This is a genomic window from Lunatimonas lonarensis (assembly GCF_000390185.1).
Lineage (GTDB): Bacteria > Bacteroidota > Bacteroidia > Cytophagales > Cyclobacteriaceae > Lunatimonas > Lunatimonas lonarensis.
In genome coordinates this window covers 1-16,729 of record NZ_AQHR01000042.1, presented here as the reverse complement: position 1 = coordinate 16,729, position 16,729 = coordinate 1, and the positions used below count along the sequence as shown (strand labels likewise).

12 protein-coding genes and 1 pseudogene are annotated in these 16,729 nt (G+C 48.1%); 6 read left to right on the top strand and 7 right to left on the bottom strand.

Translation table 11 applies throughout. From position 1 onward, the window contains the following. Positions 1-228 (top strand): annotated as a pseudogene (locus ADIS_RS23130) (ATP-binding protein); the annotation flags it as partial. A 479-nt stretch (positions 229-707) separates the two neighbouring features. Here the strand turns inward: ADIS_RS23130 and ADIS_RS06575 are convergent. The 3 genes from ADIS_RS06575 to ADIS_RS06565 form a co-directional block, all read right to left on the bottom strand. Beyond that, positions 708-3,146, bottom strand: coding sequence for a TonB-dependent receptor (locus tag ADIS_RS06575; protein WP_010853604.1), 2,439 nt, complete (start codon positions 3,144-3,146; stop codon positions 708-710). A gap of 418 nt (positions 3,147-3,564) precedes the next feature. Further along, a complete protein-coding gene (locus ADIS_RS06570; protein WP_010853603.1) occupies positions 3,565-5,151 on the bottom strand; it encodes a SusD/RagB family nutrient-binding outer membrane lipoprotein in 1,587 nt (528 codons plus the stop codon). Between the two features lie 28 nt (positions 5,152-5,179). Then, a complete protein-coding gene (locus ADIS_RS06565; protein ID WP_035804972.1) occupies positions 5,180-8,578 on the bottom strand; it encodes a SusC/RagA family TonB-linked outer membrane protein in 3,399 nt (1,132 codons plus the stop codon). Positions 8,579-9,281: 703 nt separating this feature from the next. Between ADIS_RS06565 and ADIS_RS06560 the strand changes: the two genes are divergently transcribed. Next, the gene (locus ADIS_RS06560) at positions 9,282-10,211 is read left to right on the top strand and encodes an RraA family protein (RefSeq protein WP_010853600.1); all 930 of its coding nucleotides are present in this window, start codon (positions 9,282-9,284) and stop codon (positions 10,209-10,211) included. 55 nt (positions 10,212-10,266) lie between these two features. Here the strand turns inward: ADIS_RS06560 and ADIS_RS06555 are convergent, their stop codons facing one another. Then, positions 10,267-11,679 (bottom strand): sulfatase family protein, encoded by a 1,413-nt coding sequence (locus tag ADIS_RS06555; protein ID WP_010853599.1) that lies wholly within the window; start codon positions 11,677-11,679, stop codon positions 10,267-10,269. A 24-nt stretch (positions 11,680-11,703) separates the two neighbouring features. Then, positions 11,704-12,972: a DUF3472 domain-containing protein gene (locus tag ADIS_RS06550; protein WP_010853598.1), complete on the bottom strand. Its 1,269-nt coding sequence runs from the start codon at positions 12,970-12,972 to the stop codon at positions 11,704-11,706. On the opposite strand from ADIS_RS06550, the gene ADIS_RS06545 reads away from it, so the two are divergent. Next, on the top strand, positions 12,950-13,441 hold the full coding sequence (locus tag ADIS_RS06545) for a GNAT family N-acetyltransferase (protein ID WP_238325397.1): 492 nt from the start codon (positions 12,950-12,952) through the stop codon (positions 13,439-13,441). The two genes, ADIS_RS06550 and ADIS_RS06545, sit on opposite strands and share 23 nt — an antisense overlap. Positions 13,442-13,447: 6 nt before the next feature. On the opposite strand, the gene ADIS_RS06540 is transcribed toward ADIS_RS06545, so the two are convergent. Continuing rightward, positions 13,448-13,630: a hypothetical protein gene (locus ADIS_RS06540; RefSeq protein ID WP_010853596.1), complete on the bottom strand. Its 183-nt coding sequence runs from the start codon at positions 13,628-13,630 to the stop codon at positions 13,448-13,450. Positions 13,631-13,929: 299 nt separating this feature from the next. Between ADIS_RS06540 and ADIS_RS06535 the strand changes: the two genes are divergently transcribed. After that, positions 13,930-14,136 (top strand): hypothetical protein, encoded by a 207-nt coding sequence (locus tag ADIS_RS06535; protein ID WP_155907214.1) that lies wholly within the window; start codon positions 13,930-13,932, stop codon positions 14,134-14,136. Next, positions 14,129-14,617, top strand: a complete 489-nt coding sequence (locus ADIS_RS06530; protein WP_010853594.1) for a nucleotidyltransferase — start codon at positions 14,129-14,131, stop codon at positions 14,615-14,617. Before ADIS_RS06535 ends, ADIS_RS06530 begins: the two co-directional genes overlap by 8 nt. A 130-nt stretch (positions 14,618-14,747) precedes the next feature. Here ADIS_RS06530 and ADIS_RS06525 read toward each other — a convergent pair whose 3' ends face one another. Then, positions 14,748-15,197: a DUF4440 domain-containing protein gene (locus ADIS_RS06525; RefSeq protein WP_155907212.1), complete on the bottom strand. Its 450-nt coding sequence runs from the start codon at positions 15,195-15,197 to the stop codon at positions 14,748-14,750. Positions 15,198-15,253: 56 nt separating this feature from the next. Between ADIS_RS06525 and ADIS_RS06520 the strand changes: the two genes are divergently transcribed. Then, positions 15,254-15,820, top strand: coding sequence for an acyl-CoA thioesterase (locus ADIS_RS06520; RefSeq protein WP_035804968.1), 567 nt, complete (start codon positions 15,254-15,256; stop codon positions 15,818-15,820). Positions 15,821-16,729: the final 909 nt, after the last annotated feature.

The following is a 16,729-nucleotide window of genomic DNA, read 5'->3' as shown; positions in this document are numbered from 1 at the left end:
GGCAGTGTCCGTGAAACCTTTTTCCTCAATCAACTGAGTGCTGTTCATTCGGTGACGGCTCCGAAGTTTGGTGACTTTATGGTCGATGATGCGTATGTATTTGAGGTAGGCGGCGAATCCAAGACCACCGATCAGCTCCAAGGAGTCCCCCAATCCTTTTTGGCACTTGATATCAAAGGGAGGAGCAATAGGAGAGTGCCTCTATGGTTATTTGGGCTGTTGTATTAGGAGGACGATGAATGATTCTTGTCCTGTAAAGTTGTTTCATTGCCCACCAATAACGTTTTGCAGTGCTTCATCCTAACGATTTTCCGAGGTGGAGGGGTGTTCGGTTGATGTGCCAGGCTATTGATTCCGCGCCTTTGGCGCTTGGACTGCGTATTCGCGTTCTTCCTTGGGCGCTGCCCAAGGCTAGTGATGTTGCACCTTTGGTGCTGATGATTAACTTGACGATAAAGGTGCGAGGGGTACTAACATAACCAACAGGGCTATGGAATCATGCGGCCACTGGCCACTTCCACTAAAGCACCAACGGTGCGGCAATCAGTAACATGGCCTGTTAGGGCTATGCGAATAGGTCATCCCAATCCCTAAAAGCACCAAGGGTGCGACGATCAATTTCCTGGGCAACTTTGCGTTATACTAAAAAAAGGCTGCCTGTTTATTCAAAGATACAAGCAGCCTTTTTTTGCTAAGGATATTGTCCCCTAGAGCTTGAAACCAAAGGTCAGGTAAAAGGTCCTACCGTCGCCGGGCATAATCCCGGGGCCGGGGTATCCACCGGCTCTTCGGGTGAAGTAACGTTCATCGGTGAGGTTGTTGATCCCTCCTCGGAAGAGGTACCGCTTTTTGATGTCTGCCGATACGGACAGGTCCTGCACCTGGTAAGCGGGAATCAGGCCCACAGTAGCGGCCGTGTTGGATGCTACGGTGTTGGAGGCGTCGGAAAAGGCATCTCCGACATCGCTCAATTGCCAAGTCATCGAAAATTTGCTATACCGGTAGGTGGCGCCGTAGCGATTGATCTTTCTGGGGGCATTTTCTACGCGATTTCCTGCCAGGTTTCCCGGTACGATTTCGCCATCCCTGAGGGATGCAGTCGGAAAGTCTCCGTACCGCGCATCGATATAGGCAATAGATGCAAAGAGATGCAGGTACCCATATCGGGAAGTTTTGAAGAGAGCTGTAATGGGATCCAACTCCACGTAGCCTTCAAAGCCCTTACTCACCGAGTTGCCCAGATTGGTTCGGAACTGCTGAACGGCGCCTGCTTCGGTTAGGGTTGCGATGGTTCCGATCCTATCGGCATAGTTTAGGTGGAAATAGCCAAGGTCAAATTGAAGCCAGTCCTGTACGCTGCCCCGATAGCCAATGTCGAAGTTAAATCCGCGCGAATCCTTCAGGTTTTCGTCGATCAGGTCCGTGGTGGCCGGAGGCGTCAGATCGGAGATCAGCACAGGCCGGTACGCCTGGGAGAAGTTGGTATAGAACTCGGTATTTCGGGTGATTTTGTACTGTGAACCTAAACCGGCCAATACAAAATTTCGGGTGGTTTGCTGTGGATCCAGCATCTGCGTGTTCCCGTTTACCCGGTTGAATACCCCTTCCATATTGGAGAATATTCGCTCAAACCGCAATCCGGTTGTGATAAGCCATTTGTCGGAAAAACGAAGTACGTTTTCAGCGAATGCGGCCTGGTTGGTGTTGGTGAAATCCAGCTCTCTTCGGTATTGGGTCCCGTCTATCAAGTCAAAATCCATTCGTCTGCCATTATTGCCTTCGCCCAGTTGCTTTCTGTCGATAAAGCCGTTGAAGTACCGAAGGCCGGTTGCAAGGGTAGTTGATTTTCCGAGGATGCTGTAGTCGGTAATCATCCGCAGCTCTGATCCATAGGTGGTATAGAAATCCCGATCCACTTGTCGGTTACCTAGGTCATCTTCGATATTGATGGGCCGCATAAACCCGACCGAATTTCGCTCGGCAAAGGTGCCGAAGGTTTTCCAGCTCAACTTTGTCTGTTTGCTTACAATGTATTCGGCCGTGAGGGCGGGAATGACCCATGGGGTGCTGAACCAGTTTCGCTCCCGGGTGCTGCTCCTTGCATCCACGGCAAACTGCGCATCGGTCAGTCCTCCGGGCTGCTGGCTTTCGGTGTTCATGTAGGTCATTTCGAGCCCGATCATCAGGCGGTTGCTGGCGGCATAATTGACCTCGGCATGGGCGTGGTCGGTATTGAAATAACCATTTTCCCTCCAGCCATTTCCCACCCGTTTCTGATAGTAGGCCGTGTAGCTCCATTTTCCCTCTGTACCACCCAGGTAGTTGAATGTACTGAACAGCCCATTGTTACCTACGGTATTCAACGTTTCGAAGGTGAAGCGGGTAGACTTATCGGGCTTTTTCATTACGAAGTTCATCAGACCGCCAAACTGGGAGCCGTATTGTATGGAAGATGCGCCGCGGATGATTTCGATACGTTCCACTACCTCCATAGGAGGGGTAAAATAAGCTTCGGGATAGCCCATGGGGTCGGGCGTGATATCGTAGCCATTCATGCGCACATTAAATTCCCAGGATCGGTTGGGACTCAAGCCCCTGGAAGCGACGCCTAGCTGTATACCGGAACCGTCATTTTCCCAGATGGAGATCCCCGGAGTTCGTCCAAATATCTGACGGCTATTGTTCATAGCGAGGTTGGCATCTATGCCATCCAACCGAATTACCTCGTTTTTCTTGGCCGCATTTATCTGGAAACCTTCTACTTCGGGGAGACGCTCTTGTCCGGTGATGCCTCTGCTGACCCTGAACTCAAAGGTGTCCATGGAGAGTTGATCCTCGTCCAGGGTGACATTTAGTTCTAGGTTTTCCTGCTCAGTAATGCGAAAGGGTATGCTCGCTTCCTTATATCCGAGCATGGCAATTTTTAACACATATTCGCCCTTTGGAATGTCCTTCATGGTATAACGACCCATATAGTCAGATTGTACACCCCGTATGGTTCCTTCCAGGTAGACGGTTGCGCCTGGTATCGCGCTGTTTTCTGCATCGGAAACATTTCCCCGTAAGATGTTCTTCTGTGCATAGACGGCTTGCCATCCCATTGAGATTATTAGGAGCGCTGTGGTGATCAGGTTTTTAGTAGACATGTTGCCTTTTTATTTAGATCAAATATAAATTGAATGCAATATTAGAGTACGAAAGTAAATCCTCCAATTAAATTAGATTAATTCTAAATAAAATGAATTTAAGGGATTGATAAAACGTATTTATGAAGATACAGCTTTACGCCCCGTATAGTTGATAGCCTTATTTGGTTGTATTTTTTATCGATGGGATAGATTGCTGGTTTACCGGGAATGAAAGTGCCAAATGCCGTTGTGTGAGAGCTAAGCTGTACGCAGTGGGATACATGCTGCCAACGCTTCTGGATCTTCCTGATTCGTAGGAGGGGTTATTCCGGTAAACCTGAAAAAAGTTCGGACTATTCAGCACAAAGGCCGAAAAATAAAAAAGAGGCTGTCCGAAAAAGGGCAGCCTCTTTTTTTAGTTTATATACAACTTCGATCAGTTGACATGCCAGAATATTCTGGTTGTAAGGTTATCGGTAGGTTGTACCCTGGCATAATTGTCGGGGTTGAAAGTCTGCTCAGAATCAGGATAGATCCATCGGTTGGGCGGGAATCGCTGAGGGTTAAAGGGGTCTTCCCAAAACGGAAGGCCTAGTACATTCTGACGTCTGAAATCGGTCCAGTTTTCATTTGGCTGGATTACGTTGAAGTGCAACCAACGCTGCCTTGCGATTAGGCGAATGCGATCTGCCGTGGTGGATGCCGTTTCCCAGGAAACGGCAGGTGCGGCTAGGTATGCATCAATGTGCGCAGGTGTAATGGCAGCAGGTGCCGGTGAGATCGCATTGTTGGACAAGGCTCTCAAATTTTGATAGTAACCGATAGACTCTTTGATCGCAGTTTCATAATGCTGCTTTGCTTGGGCATTCTGATTTTGTTTGGCAAAGTGTTCTGCCAGCATCAGGTGTACCTGGGCGGAGTTGATCAGCACGCCGGGAAAGAACTGATTGCGGCTGGTGGTTGACCTGTTGTAGATCGCAAGTGTACCTGTAGCTACCAAGATGGTTTGGAAGTTTTGGTTTTCGAGGGGATCCATCGTGATGAACTCACCTTCTTCTGCTTCCAGTCCGGGCTCAAAAAGGTAGGTCAGGCGAGGGTCTCCGTTTTCGACCATGTGGTCTACCAAGAATTTTCCAGCCACATTTCCGTTCCAATCTTCCAATCCACTTTGGAAGGAAGTCGCACCTATTAGCGTTCCCAAGGTGTGGATACGGAAGTTGATATTATGAGCATTGCTCGATACAATTGGATAGTTTCCTGGATTGGCCAAGATGGCCGCAATCTCGGTATTTGCCCGTGCACCAAAGGCAGTGGTTCCACTTACGGTGGTCAACATACGGATACGAAGGGAATTGATGTATCTCAGCCACTGATCAATATCACCACGGTTGATTAGGTCTTGGTTGTCAAAACCTACTTTGATACCGGGGTTTATCGTGAGCGTACGGAGTTCATCTGCAAAGCCGGCCAGGTCGTCCAGCATTTTGGTATAGATGGACTCAGCGGTGTCGTATTCTGGATAGGAAATACCAAAATTTCCACCGTTGGTACTTAACATCCCTGCCTTGGACCAAGGAATATCCCCATGCAGATCGACGATCTTCTGGGTATGGTCATACAGATAGGTTGCTGCCGTGATCATAAACAAACGATAGTCTGTCTGCTGTTGAGGCGTTAGGCCAGCATAGATTTTCTCCAACTCTCTGTACTGGGCCAAAAACTGGTAGTAATTGTTCCAACGGTTGTTAATCGCCGCGGATCCTGGGACGTATTGGTTTTCACCATTTACCCACCCGATGGAGTGGGTGAAGCGGTTTAGTGTGATCCGAAGGTTGATAAAATAGTTATCATAGCTGGGCAGCACGTAGTTCCTGTTCGCAATGATAAACCCTGTAAACTGCTTTTCGATGGAAGACTCCGAAATCCTGGAAGGATCTCTGTAATTATCCTCGAAATCCGAAAATTGGCAACTAACTGCAACTACAGTCAGCATCAATGCCACGATTATATGTTTGATATTCATGATATTCGATTTTTTGGTGATTGCACGCTTAGAACTTGGCCCTTACCATAAAGCCCACTGTACGGGTGGCAGGGTTGGTTCCTGCATTGGTCAGGGTTTGCGTCCATCGGGAACCTCCTGTCAACACTTCCGGATCAAGGTCTTTGATGTTTCGGTAGAAGAAGAACAGGTTTCGACCGAATGTGGATACGTGTATGCTATTGGCACCCAGTTTGGAAGCTATACGGGAAGGGATACTGTATCCCAAGGCAAGTTCGCGCATCTTGAAATAGGTGTTTTCCTGGATATACAGTTCATAACGGGACTGACTGTACTGAGGACCACCCCAGCCGTACGTCCGCTGAAAGTATAGCGCTTGGGAAATCACATTGGTATTGGCATTGCCGTCCGCGGTAACTCCTTCCATCAACATACCGTCGTGGTAGACCGTTTCACCGCCTGGACCGGCTGCTGCTCCGCTCTGCACCTGTACGCCCTGACCTTGCGCATTCACGTAGTAGGATAGGCCGCCTCTTTCGGTGTTCATGGCATGTAAGCTTTGTTCGGTTAATCCTCTGGAAATCATCCAGTTGATACCCGTAGGCATCACGTGTCCGCCGATTTGGAAGTCAGCCAGTACATCCAACGTAAAGTTTTTGTAGGCGAAATTGTTGAAGACACCTCCAATAGCTTTCGGCATCGCGTTGCCCACTTGAATCCACTCATTTGGGTCGATTTTGTAGATACCATTTGGCTGCACAATCTTGTTGCCGTTGGCATCTCTTTCCACTGGACGCGCATAGAAGTCCCCCATGGGTCTTCCTACCACAGATCGTAGCTGCGCTGCATTACCGTCAAAGTCTGCGTGAATCAACTCTGGCGCATTGTTGGCCAATTGTTCGATGACGTTCATGGTTCTCGCCAAGTTCAACCCTGCTTCCCATTGGAAAGAGGCTCGTTGATAAATCTGGCCGGTCAAGGACAATTCAATCCCCTTGTTTCGCATGGTGCCTATGTTTGCCAATACACTTCCTGCACCGGAGGTAGCTGGAAGGGTCAATGGAAGGATTTGGTCACGAATTTGGGCGTTGAAGTAGTTGAACTCCAACCCAAGTCGCCCATTGAACAATTTAGTCTCCACGCCGAATTCAAACTCATATTTTTGTTCGGGGCGTATACCGTCATTTCCAAAGCTCCAAGGGATATTGGTAAATAATACCGATCCGCCGCCTGGTCGCTGTTCACCCAAGGTATTTTGGTTGTAGGCGATGTTGGCCTGATAGATATCGGGATAGTTACCTACGATTCCCCAAGAACCCCTAAGTTTCGCAAAATCAATCAGGCTTGGAAGCTCAAAGGCATCGGAGATCATAAAACTGGTGTTTGCCGAAGGATATACAAAGCTGTTGTTGTTTGGATTCATCGTAGAAGTCCGGTCCCTACGAACGGTTCCCTCTACGTACCAAATACCTTTGTAATCAAAATTTACCGTACCCAGTGTGGCGTCAATAACCCTGGCCCTGCGGAGTGAACCGTTGTTCGGAATATTGACCGAAGCTACGATGTCAAAGAGGTTTTCGGTACTCAAGCCACCATTGGTTCCGCGGCTGATGGATGACAAGGTTTCTTTGTTGGCTGTATAGCCGGCCATCGCAGACACAGTGATATCCTCGCTGAGGTTTTTTCGGTACGTCAAAAGCACATCACCGTACAGAATGTTGAAGGTTTCGTTTTGCATGCTAAATCCACCCGATGGCCCAAAGGCAAGCGGTCTTTCGGTAGCCGCTCTGTTTTCAGAATTCCTGTAGGTGAAGTCGGTAGACACCCGTGCACGAAGTGACAACTCGTCTGTGATCTCAATGGTGTTGGTCAAGCTACTGATTACCCGGTTGCTGATTTCAGAGGCTTGGTGTCTGTTTACCCGCCATACATAGTCGGCAATATCTGGCATGAAGTGATTAAAACGAATATTTTCGTCTGGTGTTAAGCTTTGGCCGTTTCCGGTAACAAAACGATATCCGCGACTTGTCTGATATCTATCCAAATACCAGGCACCGTTGTCGAAACGAGTCATCATACCGGTGAAGTTGTTGATCATCCGATCGACCGAAACGGGACGGTTTTCGGTGTTCTGATTGATATAATTAATCATCAGATCTGTCCTTACCTTTTTGGAAACCCGGAAGGTAGAGTTCAGGTTCATGATGTTTTTGTTGTTTTTCGAATTCAAGCTCAAACCTTCGTTGTCCTGACGGGTCAGTGAAAGGCGGAAGTCTGCTACATTGGTGGAATTCGAGATGGCCACGTTAACCTGTGAGTTGATAGGACTATTGAACAACTGGGCATAGTTGTTTATTTGCGCCTCATAGGGCCTTATTACACCGTCCCAAGATCTCACTGGTCGACCGTCAAATGGTACACCAAAGTTTAGGTTGGTGGCCGGAACGCCTCTGCTACCATCTTCGTAGGTTACGAAGCCGTCTGCATCCTGACCGATAGTCGGAAATACGTGTCTTGGTGCGCCTGGACCTCTAACATTTTGGTAGCGGGGCAAGAAGGCGATCTGATCCATGGAATAGTTCGCATTGAAATCTACCGCGAAGCCCTTCTGACCGGCACTGCCTTTTTTGGTGGTGATCAGAACGACACCATTGACCGCCTCAGATCCATAAAGGGCAGCTGCAGAGGCACCCTTCAAGATGGAGATATTATCGATGTCCTCGGGGTTGATATCCAATAACCCGTTACCCCGTAAACGCTGATCGCCCCAATAGTTGTTGTTGGAAACTTCTTCGTTTCGAATGGGAACACCGTCCAAAATGATCAGAGGTTGGTTTCTGCCGGTAATGGAGTTGATACCACGTACCGTGATATTTACGGCAGAAGTCGCACCACCCGCACCGGCTTGGATACGCACACCGGGTGCTTTTCCATACAGAGCGGTAGCGATGTTAGGAGTACCTACTTTCACCAGTTCATCGGAACTGATCGTAGTTGTGGCATAGCCAAGAGATCGTTGCTCTCTGGCCACACCGAAAGAGGTAACCACAAATTCATCCAGTGCTCCTACATCTTCAACCATGGTCACATTGATCGTAGATCGGTTGCCCACGGGTACATTCTGGCTTTTAAATCCGATAAAAGAGAAAACCAATGTAGCATTGTCAGGTACCGTAATTGAGTAGGCTCCATCGATATCGGTAACCGTACCGATGTTACGTCCCTGTACCGTAATGGTTACACCGGGGAGTGCCTGCCCATTTTCGTCGGAAACGGTTCCTTGTACCGTGATGTCTGCTTCCAATGCTTCCACAGGCGCGGTTTCTAGCGGCAAAGAAGAACCAAATACAGGTTGACTCCAAGCCGACAGCATCAATCCGGGAACCAATAAGAATCTTCCGACTCCTTTGGCTAGATTGATCAAGTGTAGATTTGTTTCATTGTTCATAATTTTAGATAAGCTAGGTGTTCGTACATAACGAACAGGATTGATTGTAATAAATAAGTGTGAATTGTTTTGCGTGAATTGCTTGATCACGCGGGGATAATTTTAAGTAAGGGGGTTTTTCATAGGCTATCGTAATTATCAGGGTTAATCAACTTAGTCAACAAAAGATTTTTCAGAATGTAACTTTACAAAAAAATTTATAAATTATTAACATTGGCCTCCCTATTTTAACAAAAGGTTTTTTAAAAAAAGAGCAAAAAGAAGCCTCGTTTGAAAGCTGTTTCTCTTTTTTTATAAAAAATAAAGGTATAGATTTTATATAATATATGTAAAGGTTTGCTTTGTAATAAATTATCGTTGTTTAAGTCAAAAAATGTGAATAGTAGATAAGATATGAATGGTATCTACATGAGTTTTGGTTAAAATAATTGGTCTAGTACTAAGTTTAAATTCGGTATATTGGGCATTTAAGGGTACAAAATTTTGGGTTTAATAGAATAAAAAATATATGCATTTAGAATAAAACAATGTTTCATGAAAATGTAGGTTTTTGACACGAAAGCGTAAATATTTTTTTGGCGGTAATTCGGTAGTGTACGTGGTGACTTCGGATAAATTTTGGAAAGCTGAATCCTCCCGCTGCGCTATTTTTGTTATTTTTGAAAAGAAGAATAGTAACCGACCTTCATAAACCCAATAGCCCATGTTTAAATTGTCAATGATTTGTTTGTTAGGTTTTTATCTCCACCTCACTGCAACCGCACAACAGGTAGGTCAAACCAAGGATCAGGTGGTCACCTGGACTTCAAAATGGAAAGGGGAGCGCTTTGAGGATGGACGGCCCCACGTACCGGATTTCATGCTTGAACGTCTGGAAAGTGCCACCCTGGAGCAGATCTGGGGCTTCCTCATGCGTAAGGGCTTTCGAAACCAGGTCGAAAAGGATTGGATTATCCTAAAACCGGGAGAGACCATGGTGGGGCGTGCGGTCACTGCCCAATTTATGCCTGCCCGCCCGGATCTGGATAGCCTGGTGCGCGCTTGGGGCAAGGAAGAGGGCCGCTCCCAGCGGGGAGGTATCAATATCTGGCCCATCGACATCCTCACCCCGGGAGATATCTACGTGGCCGACGGATATGGCAAAGTGAAGGACGGCACCCTGATCGGTTCCAGTCTGGGCAACGCCATCTACGGCAAAACAGGAAAAGGGGTGGTCTTCTATGGTTCAGTCCGCGACATGCAGGAGCTGAAGGACACCGATGGCTTCAACGCTTGGATAAAAGGACACGACCCATCCTATATTCGTGATATGACGCCGACGTCCATTAACGCTCCCATCCGCATTGGTGAGGTTACCGTATTCCCCGGCGACGTGGTATTTGCAAACGATTACGGAGCGGTGTTTATTCCGGCCTACCTGGTCGAAGAATTGGTGATCAGCTCCGAACTGGTCGGTCTACGGGACGAATTTGAACGCATCCTGCTGCAGGAGGGCAAATACCCTTCCGGCGAAATACATGGGCAATGGAACCAGGCAATCAAAAACGAGTTTCGCGCCTGGGTGAAAAAGTACCCCAAGCCTTTGGCGGTAAGCATGGAGCAAATCGAAGAATATCTTGAAAAATCGAACTGACCATAAAAAAAGCGCTCCGGCATAACAAGCCGAGCGCTTTTTTTTCTAATTGGATTTAGTTGTTTCGCCTACCAGGTTCCCGGCGGTTAGCTCCCGAATGTCCGGTGAGATCGTCTCCTAGATCTTCCCGCGCATCGGCAGCGATCTTTAGGATTTCCACTTCTATCTCTGGATGATCCGCCCGCACATTGTAACGCTCTCCGGGATCTCTCCTGAGATCGTAAAGGCCTCCCTCAAAAAAGTAGTTTTCGTAAACCGGACCCGGTTGCCCGTCCTTGCCGGGAGAGAAACCCTCATAGGTTCGGCCCCGATGGGGCAGTACAAGTTTCCAATCCCCCATGCGAATAGCTTCCAGGCTGTTTCTTCGGTAATAGAAGAGAAAATGATCTCGGGGTGTTTGGCTAAGATCTCCCTTTACCAGCGCAGAGAGGTCGACGCCATCTATCTTCTTGCGGGGCTGCTTGGCCCCGGTAAGGGACGCAATCGTTGGCAGCAGATCGATGGAAGAGGCCAGTTTGTTGACCACTAATCCTTCCGGCACCACGCCTTTCCAAACCATCAGACAGGGTACGCGCTGTCCTCCTTCGAATGAAGTCCCCTTTCCTTCCCGAAGCCCACCGGTACTGCCGGCATGGTTGCCGTAGTTGATCCATGGGCCATTGTCTGAGGTCACGATCAACAGGGTATTTTCTTCCAAGCCCAATTCGGCAATTTTCTGGCGGAGCTGTCCGATGCTCCAGTCCAGCTCCATGATCACATCCCCGTAGAGGCCCTGCTCGGATTTTCCTTTAAACTTGTCCGAAACAAACAACGGCACATGGGGCATGGGATGGGCCAAGTAGATAAAGAAGGGACTGTTCTTGTTTTTCTCCATAAACTCCAAGCTCTTCTCGGTAAATACGGTGGTAAACTGGCTTTGATCTGGGTTTAGCTCCACTACCTTTTCGTCGGCGATCATAGGTAGCTCTGGATAGTAATTTTTGTTCGTTGGGTGGTTGGGCCACATGTCGTTGGAGTAGGGTATGCCGTAGAATTCGTCAAACCCCTGTCGGGTGGGAAGAAACTCCGGATGGTGGCCCAGGTGCCACTTTCCAAAAGCCGCCGTGGCATAGCCCCGCTCTTTGAGAATATCGGCGATGGTTTCCTCGTCGGGATTCAGTCCGATCTGCGCGGTATGATCCAATGCCCCCGACATACCGATCCGGTTGGGGTAGGTGCCGGTCATTACACCCGCCCTGGATGCTGAGCAAACCGCTTGGGGTGCATAGTACTGCGAAAAAAATGCGCCGTCCTTTAGCATCCGGTCAAAGTGGGGCGTATGGAAACCGTTGGCTCCGGTGATGCTTAGGTCGCCGTAGCCCATATCGTCTATGTACACCAATACGATGTTGGGGGGCTGCTGCTGCGCAAGGCTTGGAAAGGCTAAACCTATTAAGGTAAGAAGGGAAAGGAAGCAGAATTTTTGCATATCTTTTTGGGTAAGAATTTATTTTTAGGGTAAGGCTTCCATGGAAACCTGAGGCTCTTTTAGCGGCAAGGGTATGGTATGTGCGGTGCCGATTTCTGTGTGAGGATGGAAAAAACCTCCATTTTGTAAGAAGAAGCGCTGTCCTTCTGCACCGCCGGCAAAGTCTAAGCGGTAGGCTCTCCGTGCGATATCGTCACCCGTAAAGGTGGCTGTGCCGATGGGGTGCCAGTTGCCGTGCTCGTCGCCAATCCATTGGTTTTCGTACAAAACCTTCCTTCCGACGTGTCCATACAGCGGGTTGAAGTTTTCGAGAAAGGAATGGGGGCGACTGTACCAGGTGTCTGTTTTGGGTCTGGAAAAAGAGGCTATCAACAACCACTCTTCCATTTCCGGGTCGTAGAAATAGGCCGTGTAGATCGTATTTCCTTTTCCGTCAGGCTCCACCGAATTAAGGAAGCGGTAGGTTACGCCGGCCTTCCAAGGGTACCTCAGGTAACTTTGCCCTCCCGAGCCTTCGTTGCCAAACTCTCCCGTGTACACGTCTATGCCTTTGCGAATCATGCGGATGCGCTCGTCCTCCGGAATTTCGTTGGGATTGTCCGTCTGGTAGGGGCTCCAAACGGAAAACAGGATACGCCTTTCGGTGGGGGAGTTGACTTGGATGCCGAAATAACCTTGTCCAAATCCATTGGCCATAAAATAGGATCCAATAGGATCCTGGCCTTCCGGCACGGTCATCTCATTGTAAAACCATTTGAAGGAGCGGTTTTCCGGTATTTCGTATCTCAGATGTACGGAGGGTCCCCTTCTACCCCAGTAGAATCGGTTTGCTTCGTTGTCTTTGACGTAGTGCAGGTTTACGCCTTCTTCGGGGGTTATCACCAGGTCGGTAAAATGCCCATAGTGTGAGCCTTCTCTATCCACCGCCATCAGCTGCAGGGATTGATAGCCCTGTTCAAGGTCCCAACTGCCCAATGCTGCCGTATGCTGTCCCGGCCTGAGGGTAAACTCGTGTTCTTTTGCGCCGACCCGGGCGGAAAGTGTAGCGGTTGCCTGCTGCGGCTGTACGGTCAACGCCAAAGACACCCTTGCCGCTTTTTCCAAATAAAAATAAACGGCGTATTCGGAATCGATATGGCTCCAACTACTGATCCCCTGCGGAGACACGGGCTCCAGCATGTTGCCTGCGGTTTGGTAGGCATTGCCTCCCAGGGGAATGCTGATGGCAGCAGACGGATCCGGAGAGGATAATAATAGAAATAGCCGAAAGATGAAGGGTGATAAAAAGCCCATTTTGTGCCCGGTTGGTTATTTTTGCCTGATGCAAGTAAGCAAAAAATTACCAAATAACGTATGCATACAGCCTGTTAGCCTGGATCTGGTGTGGTCTATTCGTCGTCAGGTGATGTGGCCAGACCGCGACGTCGACTTCGTGCGGGTGAAAGGCGACTCCGATGCGGTGCACTTGGGATTATACCTGAAGGAAAAGCTGGTGACTGTCATTTCGATCTTTACAGATGGAAAGGAGGCACAGTTCCGAAAATTTGCCACCCTGGAAGCCTATCAGGGTAAGGGCTATGGAACCCTTCTGTTACACCTGGTTATGTGCGAGCTAAGGGAAAATGGCTACTCCCGGATTTGGTGCAACGCACGAAAAGCCAAGACCGGCTTTTACGAGAGGTTTGGCCTGGTCTGCACCCCTGAAACGTTTGCAAAGGGAGGGCTTGAATACGTGGTGATGGAATGGAGAAGTGAAAACTGAGACAATCTATTCTATCTTTCCCCGGGTGGAGTGTAGCATTTTCAGTTTCCATCCCTGTGGTGTTTTTATGGCCACGGCGCTTTCCAGCCAGTAGGCCTTGCGGGTATCCTGTCCTTCGAGGGCAAAGATCCACCGAGGAATTTGCTGTCCCTGATGGATAAGGTAGCCTAGGCCACGGCCAGCAAACACAGCAGAGTGTATTGGATTATCTAAAAAGCAATTGCCTCGATAAGGATTTTCCTAACGGGAAGTTTGTCAAAGACATCAGAAAGGACACGGACTGGAACGGGTAGACGCCCTTTCCATTTTTTATTAATGTCCGATATTTTGTATATTTACATTGATAAGTTTGTATAGACTCCATGAAATCGAGCACGACGCAAGCGACACACGGAGGGACGCCCCGATAGCTATCGGGGAATTCGTGCGAGATTCCATCCCGATAAACCGGGACATGTTCTGACCGCTTAAAGACATATTATAAACAGATGAAAAACAGGAAGATGGCAATGGTGGCCAACCAAGTAAAGATAGACGAGGAAGACCTCCAGGATATCCTGTTTTGGTTAGACCGCCCGGCTTCCGAGCGGATAGCCGAAGTGACACGCTTGCGCAGGGCATACTACAGTTGGTTGCTTGGAAGCTACCCCGAGCACATTGAAAGAGCAATAAACCAGCGGAATCTCGATGCTTGAACAGGATTTCATCGAGTTTGTGGAGTTTCTCAATAAGCACCAAGTAAAATATATGGTGGTCGGAGCGTATGCCCTTTCCTTTCACGGAAGACCGAGAAATACTGGAGACCTCGATATATGGATAAAACCCGATGCGGAAAACGCCCGTAGGATGGTCAGGGTGATAGCTGATTTCGGATTTGACCAGCTTCGGCTTACAGAGGATGATTTTCTACGCGAAAATTATGTTACCCAATTGGGTTATCCGCCATTGCGCATCGACATCCTTAACGCCATATCCGGAGTTCATTTCGACGAGGCGTACAACGCCCGTGTCGAGACCGATATTGACGGCTTGCAAATATCGTTCATCAGTGCCAATGATTTTATAAAGAACAAACAGGTTTCCGGACGGGCAAAAGACCTTGCCGATATCGAATCCCTAAAAAAACTATTAGACAAACAGGCGGACGAAGACGCCACCCAAAGAAAAGAGGACTAGGAAAGTAGCTTATTTCCATACCGCACAGCATCTCGCCTGACAGTGCTGAGAAACTGACCCATCTCCCTTAGAATCCCCCAAACATCGCTTCATACAAATGCTTGTGTTATGGAATGTAGACTAGTTAGCTTTAATCGACCTTTCCCCGGGTAGAATGCAGCATTTTCAGTTTCCATCCCTGCGGAGTCTTTAGGGCCACGGCACTTTCCAGCCAGTAGGCCTTGCGGGTTTCTTGTCCTTCGAGGGCAAAGTCTGCGTAGTTGTGATAGGCTATCCACGCCATGTCCCCTTGGACATCCGTACGGATAAATTCAAAGCGGTTGGTACGGATAGGCCGTTGGGACCTGGTCCTGGCCCCCTCAAAATAGGTGGCGATAAAGGCGTTGTCCCAAACCTCGCCGTGCTCCAGCAAGAGGAAGTCGGGCAGGTAGTAATCGGGGATTTTTTCCGCGTCCAATTCAGACCAAATATGGTCAAAGGAATCCTGAATCAAGGCCTGGAGTGCGTGTTCGTCGGAAGTTTGGGCCGAGGCAGAGAGGATACAGCAAAACGGAAGCAGGACAAGCAGAAGATTTTTCACGGGTTTTGGAGGTTTGATACGGGTAAAATTGCGCAATTTATCCGTTATTTGAAAGTATGGAACAACTAGATGCCCGACCCTCAAGCTTCTCGCGGGTGACGATAACGGAATTGATGATCCCTTCTTATGCCAACTTTGGGGGAAAGATACATGGAGGAATTTTACTGTCCCTGATGGACAAGGTAGCCTATGCCACCGCCAGCAAACACAGCGGGGCCTATTGTTTGACCGTTTCGGTGGACACAGTGGATTTTTTGCAGCCCGTGGAGGTGGGTGAACTGGTATCCCTGATGGCCTCTGTCAACTATGTGGGAAACAGCTCCATGATCATCGGGATCAAGGTTATTTCCGAAAACGTGAAAACCGGCTTGGTGAAGCACACCAACACCTCCTACTTTACAATGGTGGCCAAGGGAGAGGACGACAAGCCGACTACGGTGCCTCCGCTGAAGTTGGAAACCAAAACGGATATCAGGCGCTTTGTGGAGGCGATTTACCGCAAAAAATTCAAACAGGAACACACCGCCTACCAAAAAGAGATCAAGAAAAACCGTGATCCCGAAGAGATCAAGCGGCTACTAGCCGGTGAGCGCTGTGAGGTGGGGGTATTACGGATGATTTAGAAAGTTTTTCTCCTTTGGTTTATTTTACCGTTCCGGTCATTCCGGCAGAAGATGCTCACGCAAAGGCGCCAAGACGCAAAGGAAAATAGAGTTGGATTTGTCTACCTTGTTGCGGAAAGGAATCATAAATACAAGTAGTAAAGTCTAGGACTAATCCAAAGGGGCGTAGCCCTCTCATCTTAGTAGAATCCGCATATCCACAAAAGCCATCCAGGGGCGTTAGCCCTGAAATCTTCACAAGCGATATTATATTTAAAAGAGGTATTAGGTGAACCCCAACCGGGTGTAGTATTTACTAAACCCATCTATCACTCTATTCCTTTGAGAAACAAATCTTCATTAAGCCATTTGCAATGGCAAACGAAAACCCGTTTTTAAGGAAACAAGAAGTGCTTTAAATAGGCATCGTAGACACCAAGGTGTTTAAAAAACTTTTGGCCTTCTGTGAATCCTCAGGGAGTTTTAAAGGCACGAATTGGCAAAAATATTTTTTCGCAGCCTTGTCACGCTGCGGTAATTACGGGAAACCATTGATTCTGAATCCTTAATATATCACCTATTTACTTAACAAATCTTCAATGAGTATTAGCATAAAGTACTTTATCCATAAAGTTTTAGCTGCTATGTAGCGGTTTAAACTGTCTCTGCGTGCTGATAATATATTAGAATAAGTTGTGGAGTGGATTTGCATTTTTAGGAAAAATGTAATTGGAAAAAACGTTTGGGTTAAAGTTTTATGAAATCGAGCATAGGAAGAAATTCACACGGGGATGACTATTATGGCGAGATTCCACCCGGTGTAACCATGCGAGATTCCATCCCGATAAACCGGGACAAGTTGTGACCTCTAAAAAACAATTAAAAACGAGACTGTTCATTTAAGTGTGTCTGCTAAATTTACATAAAATG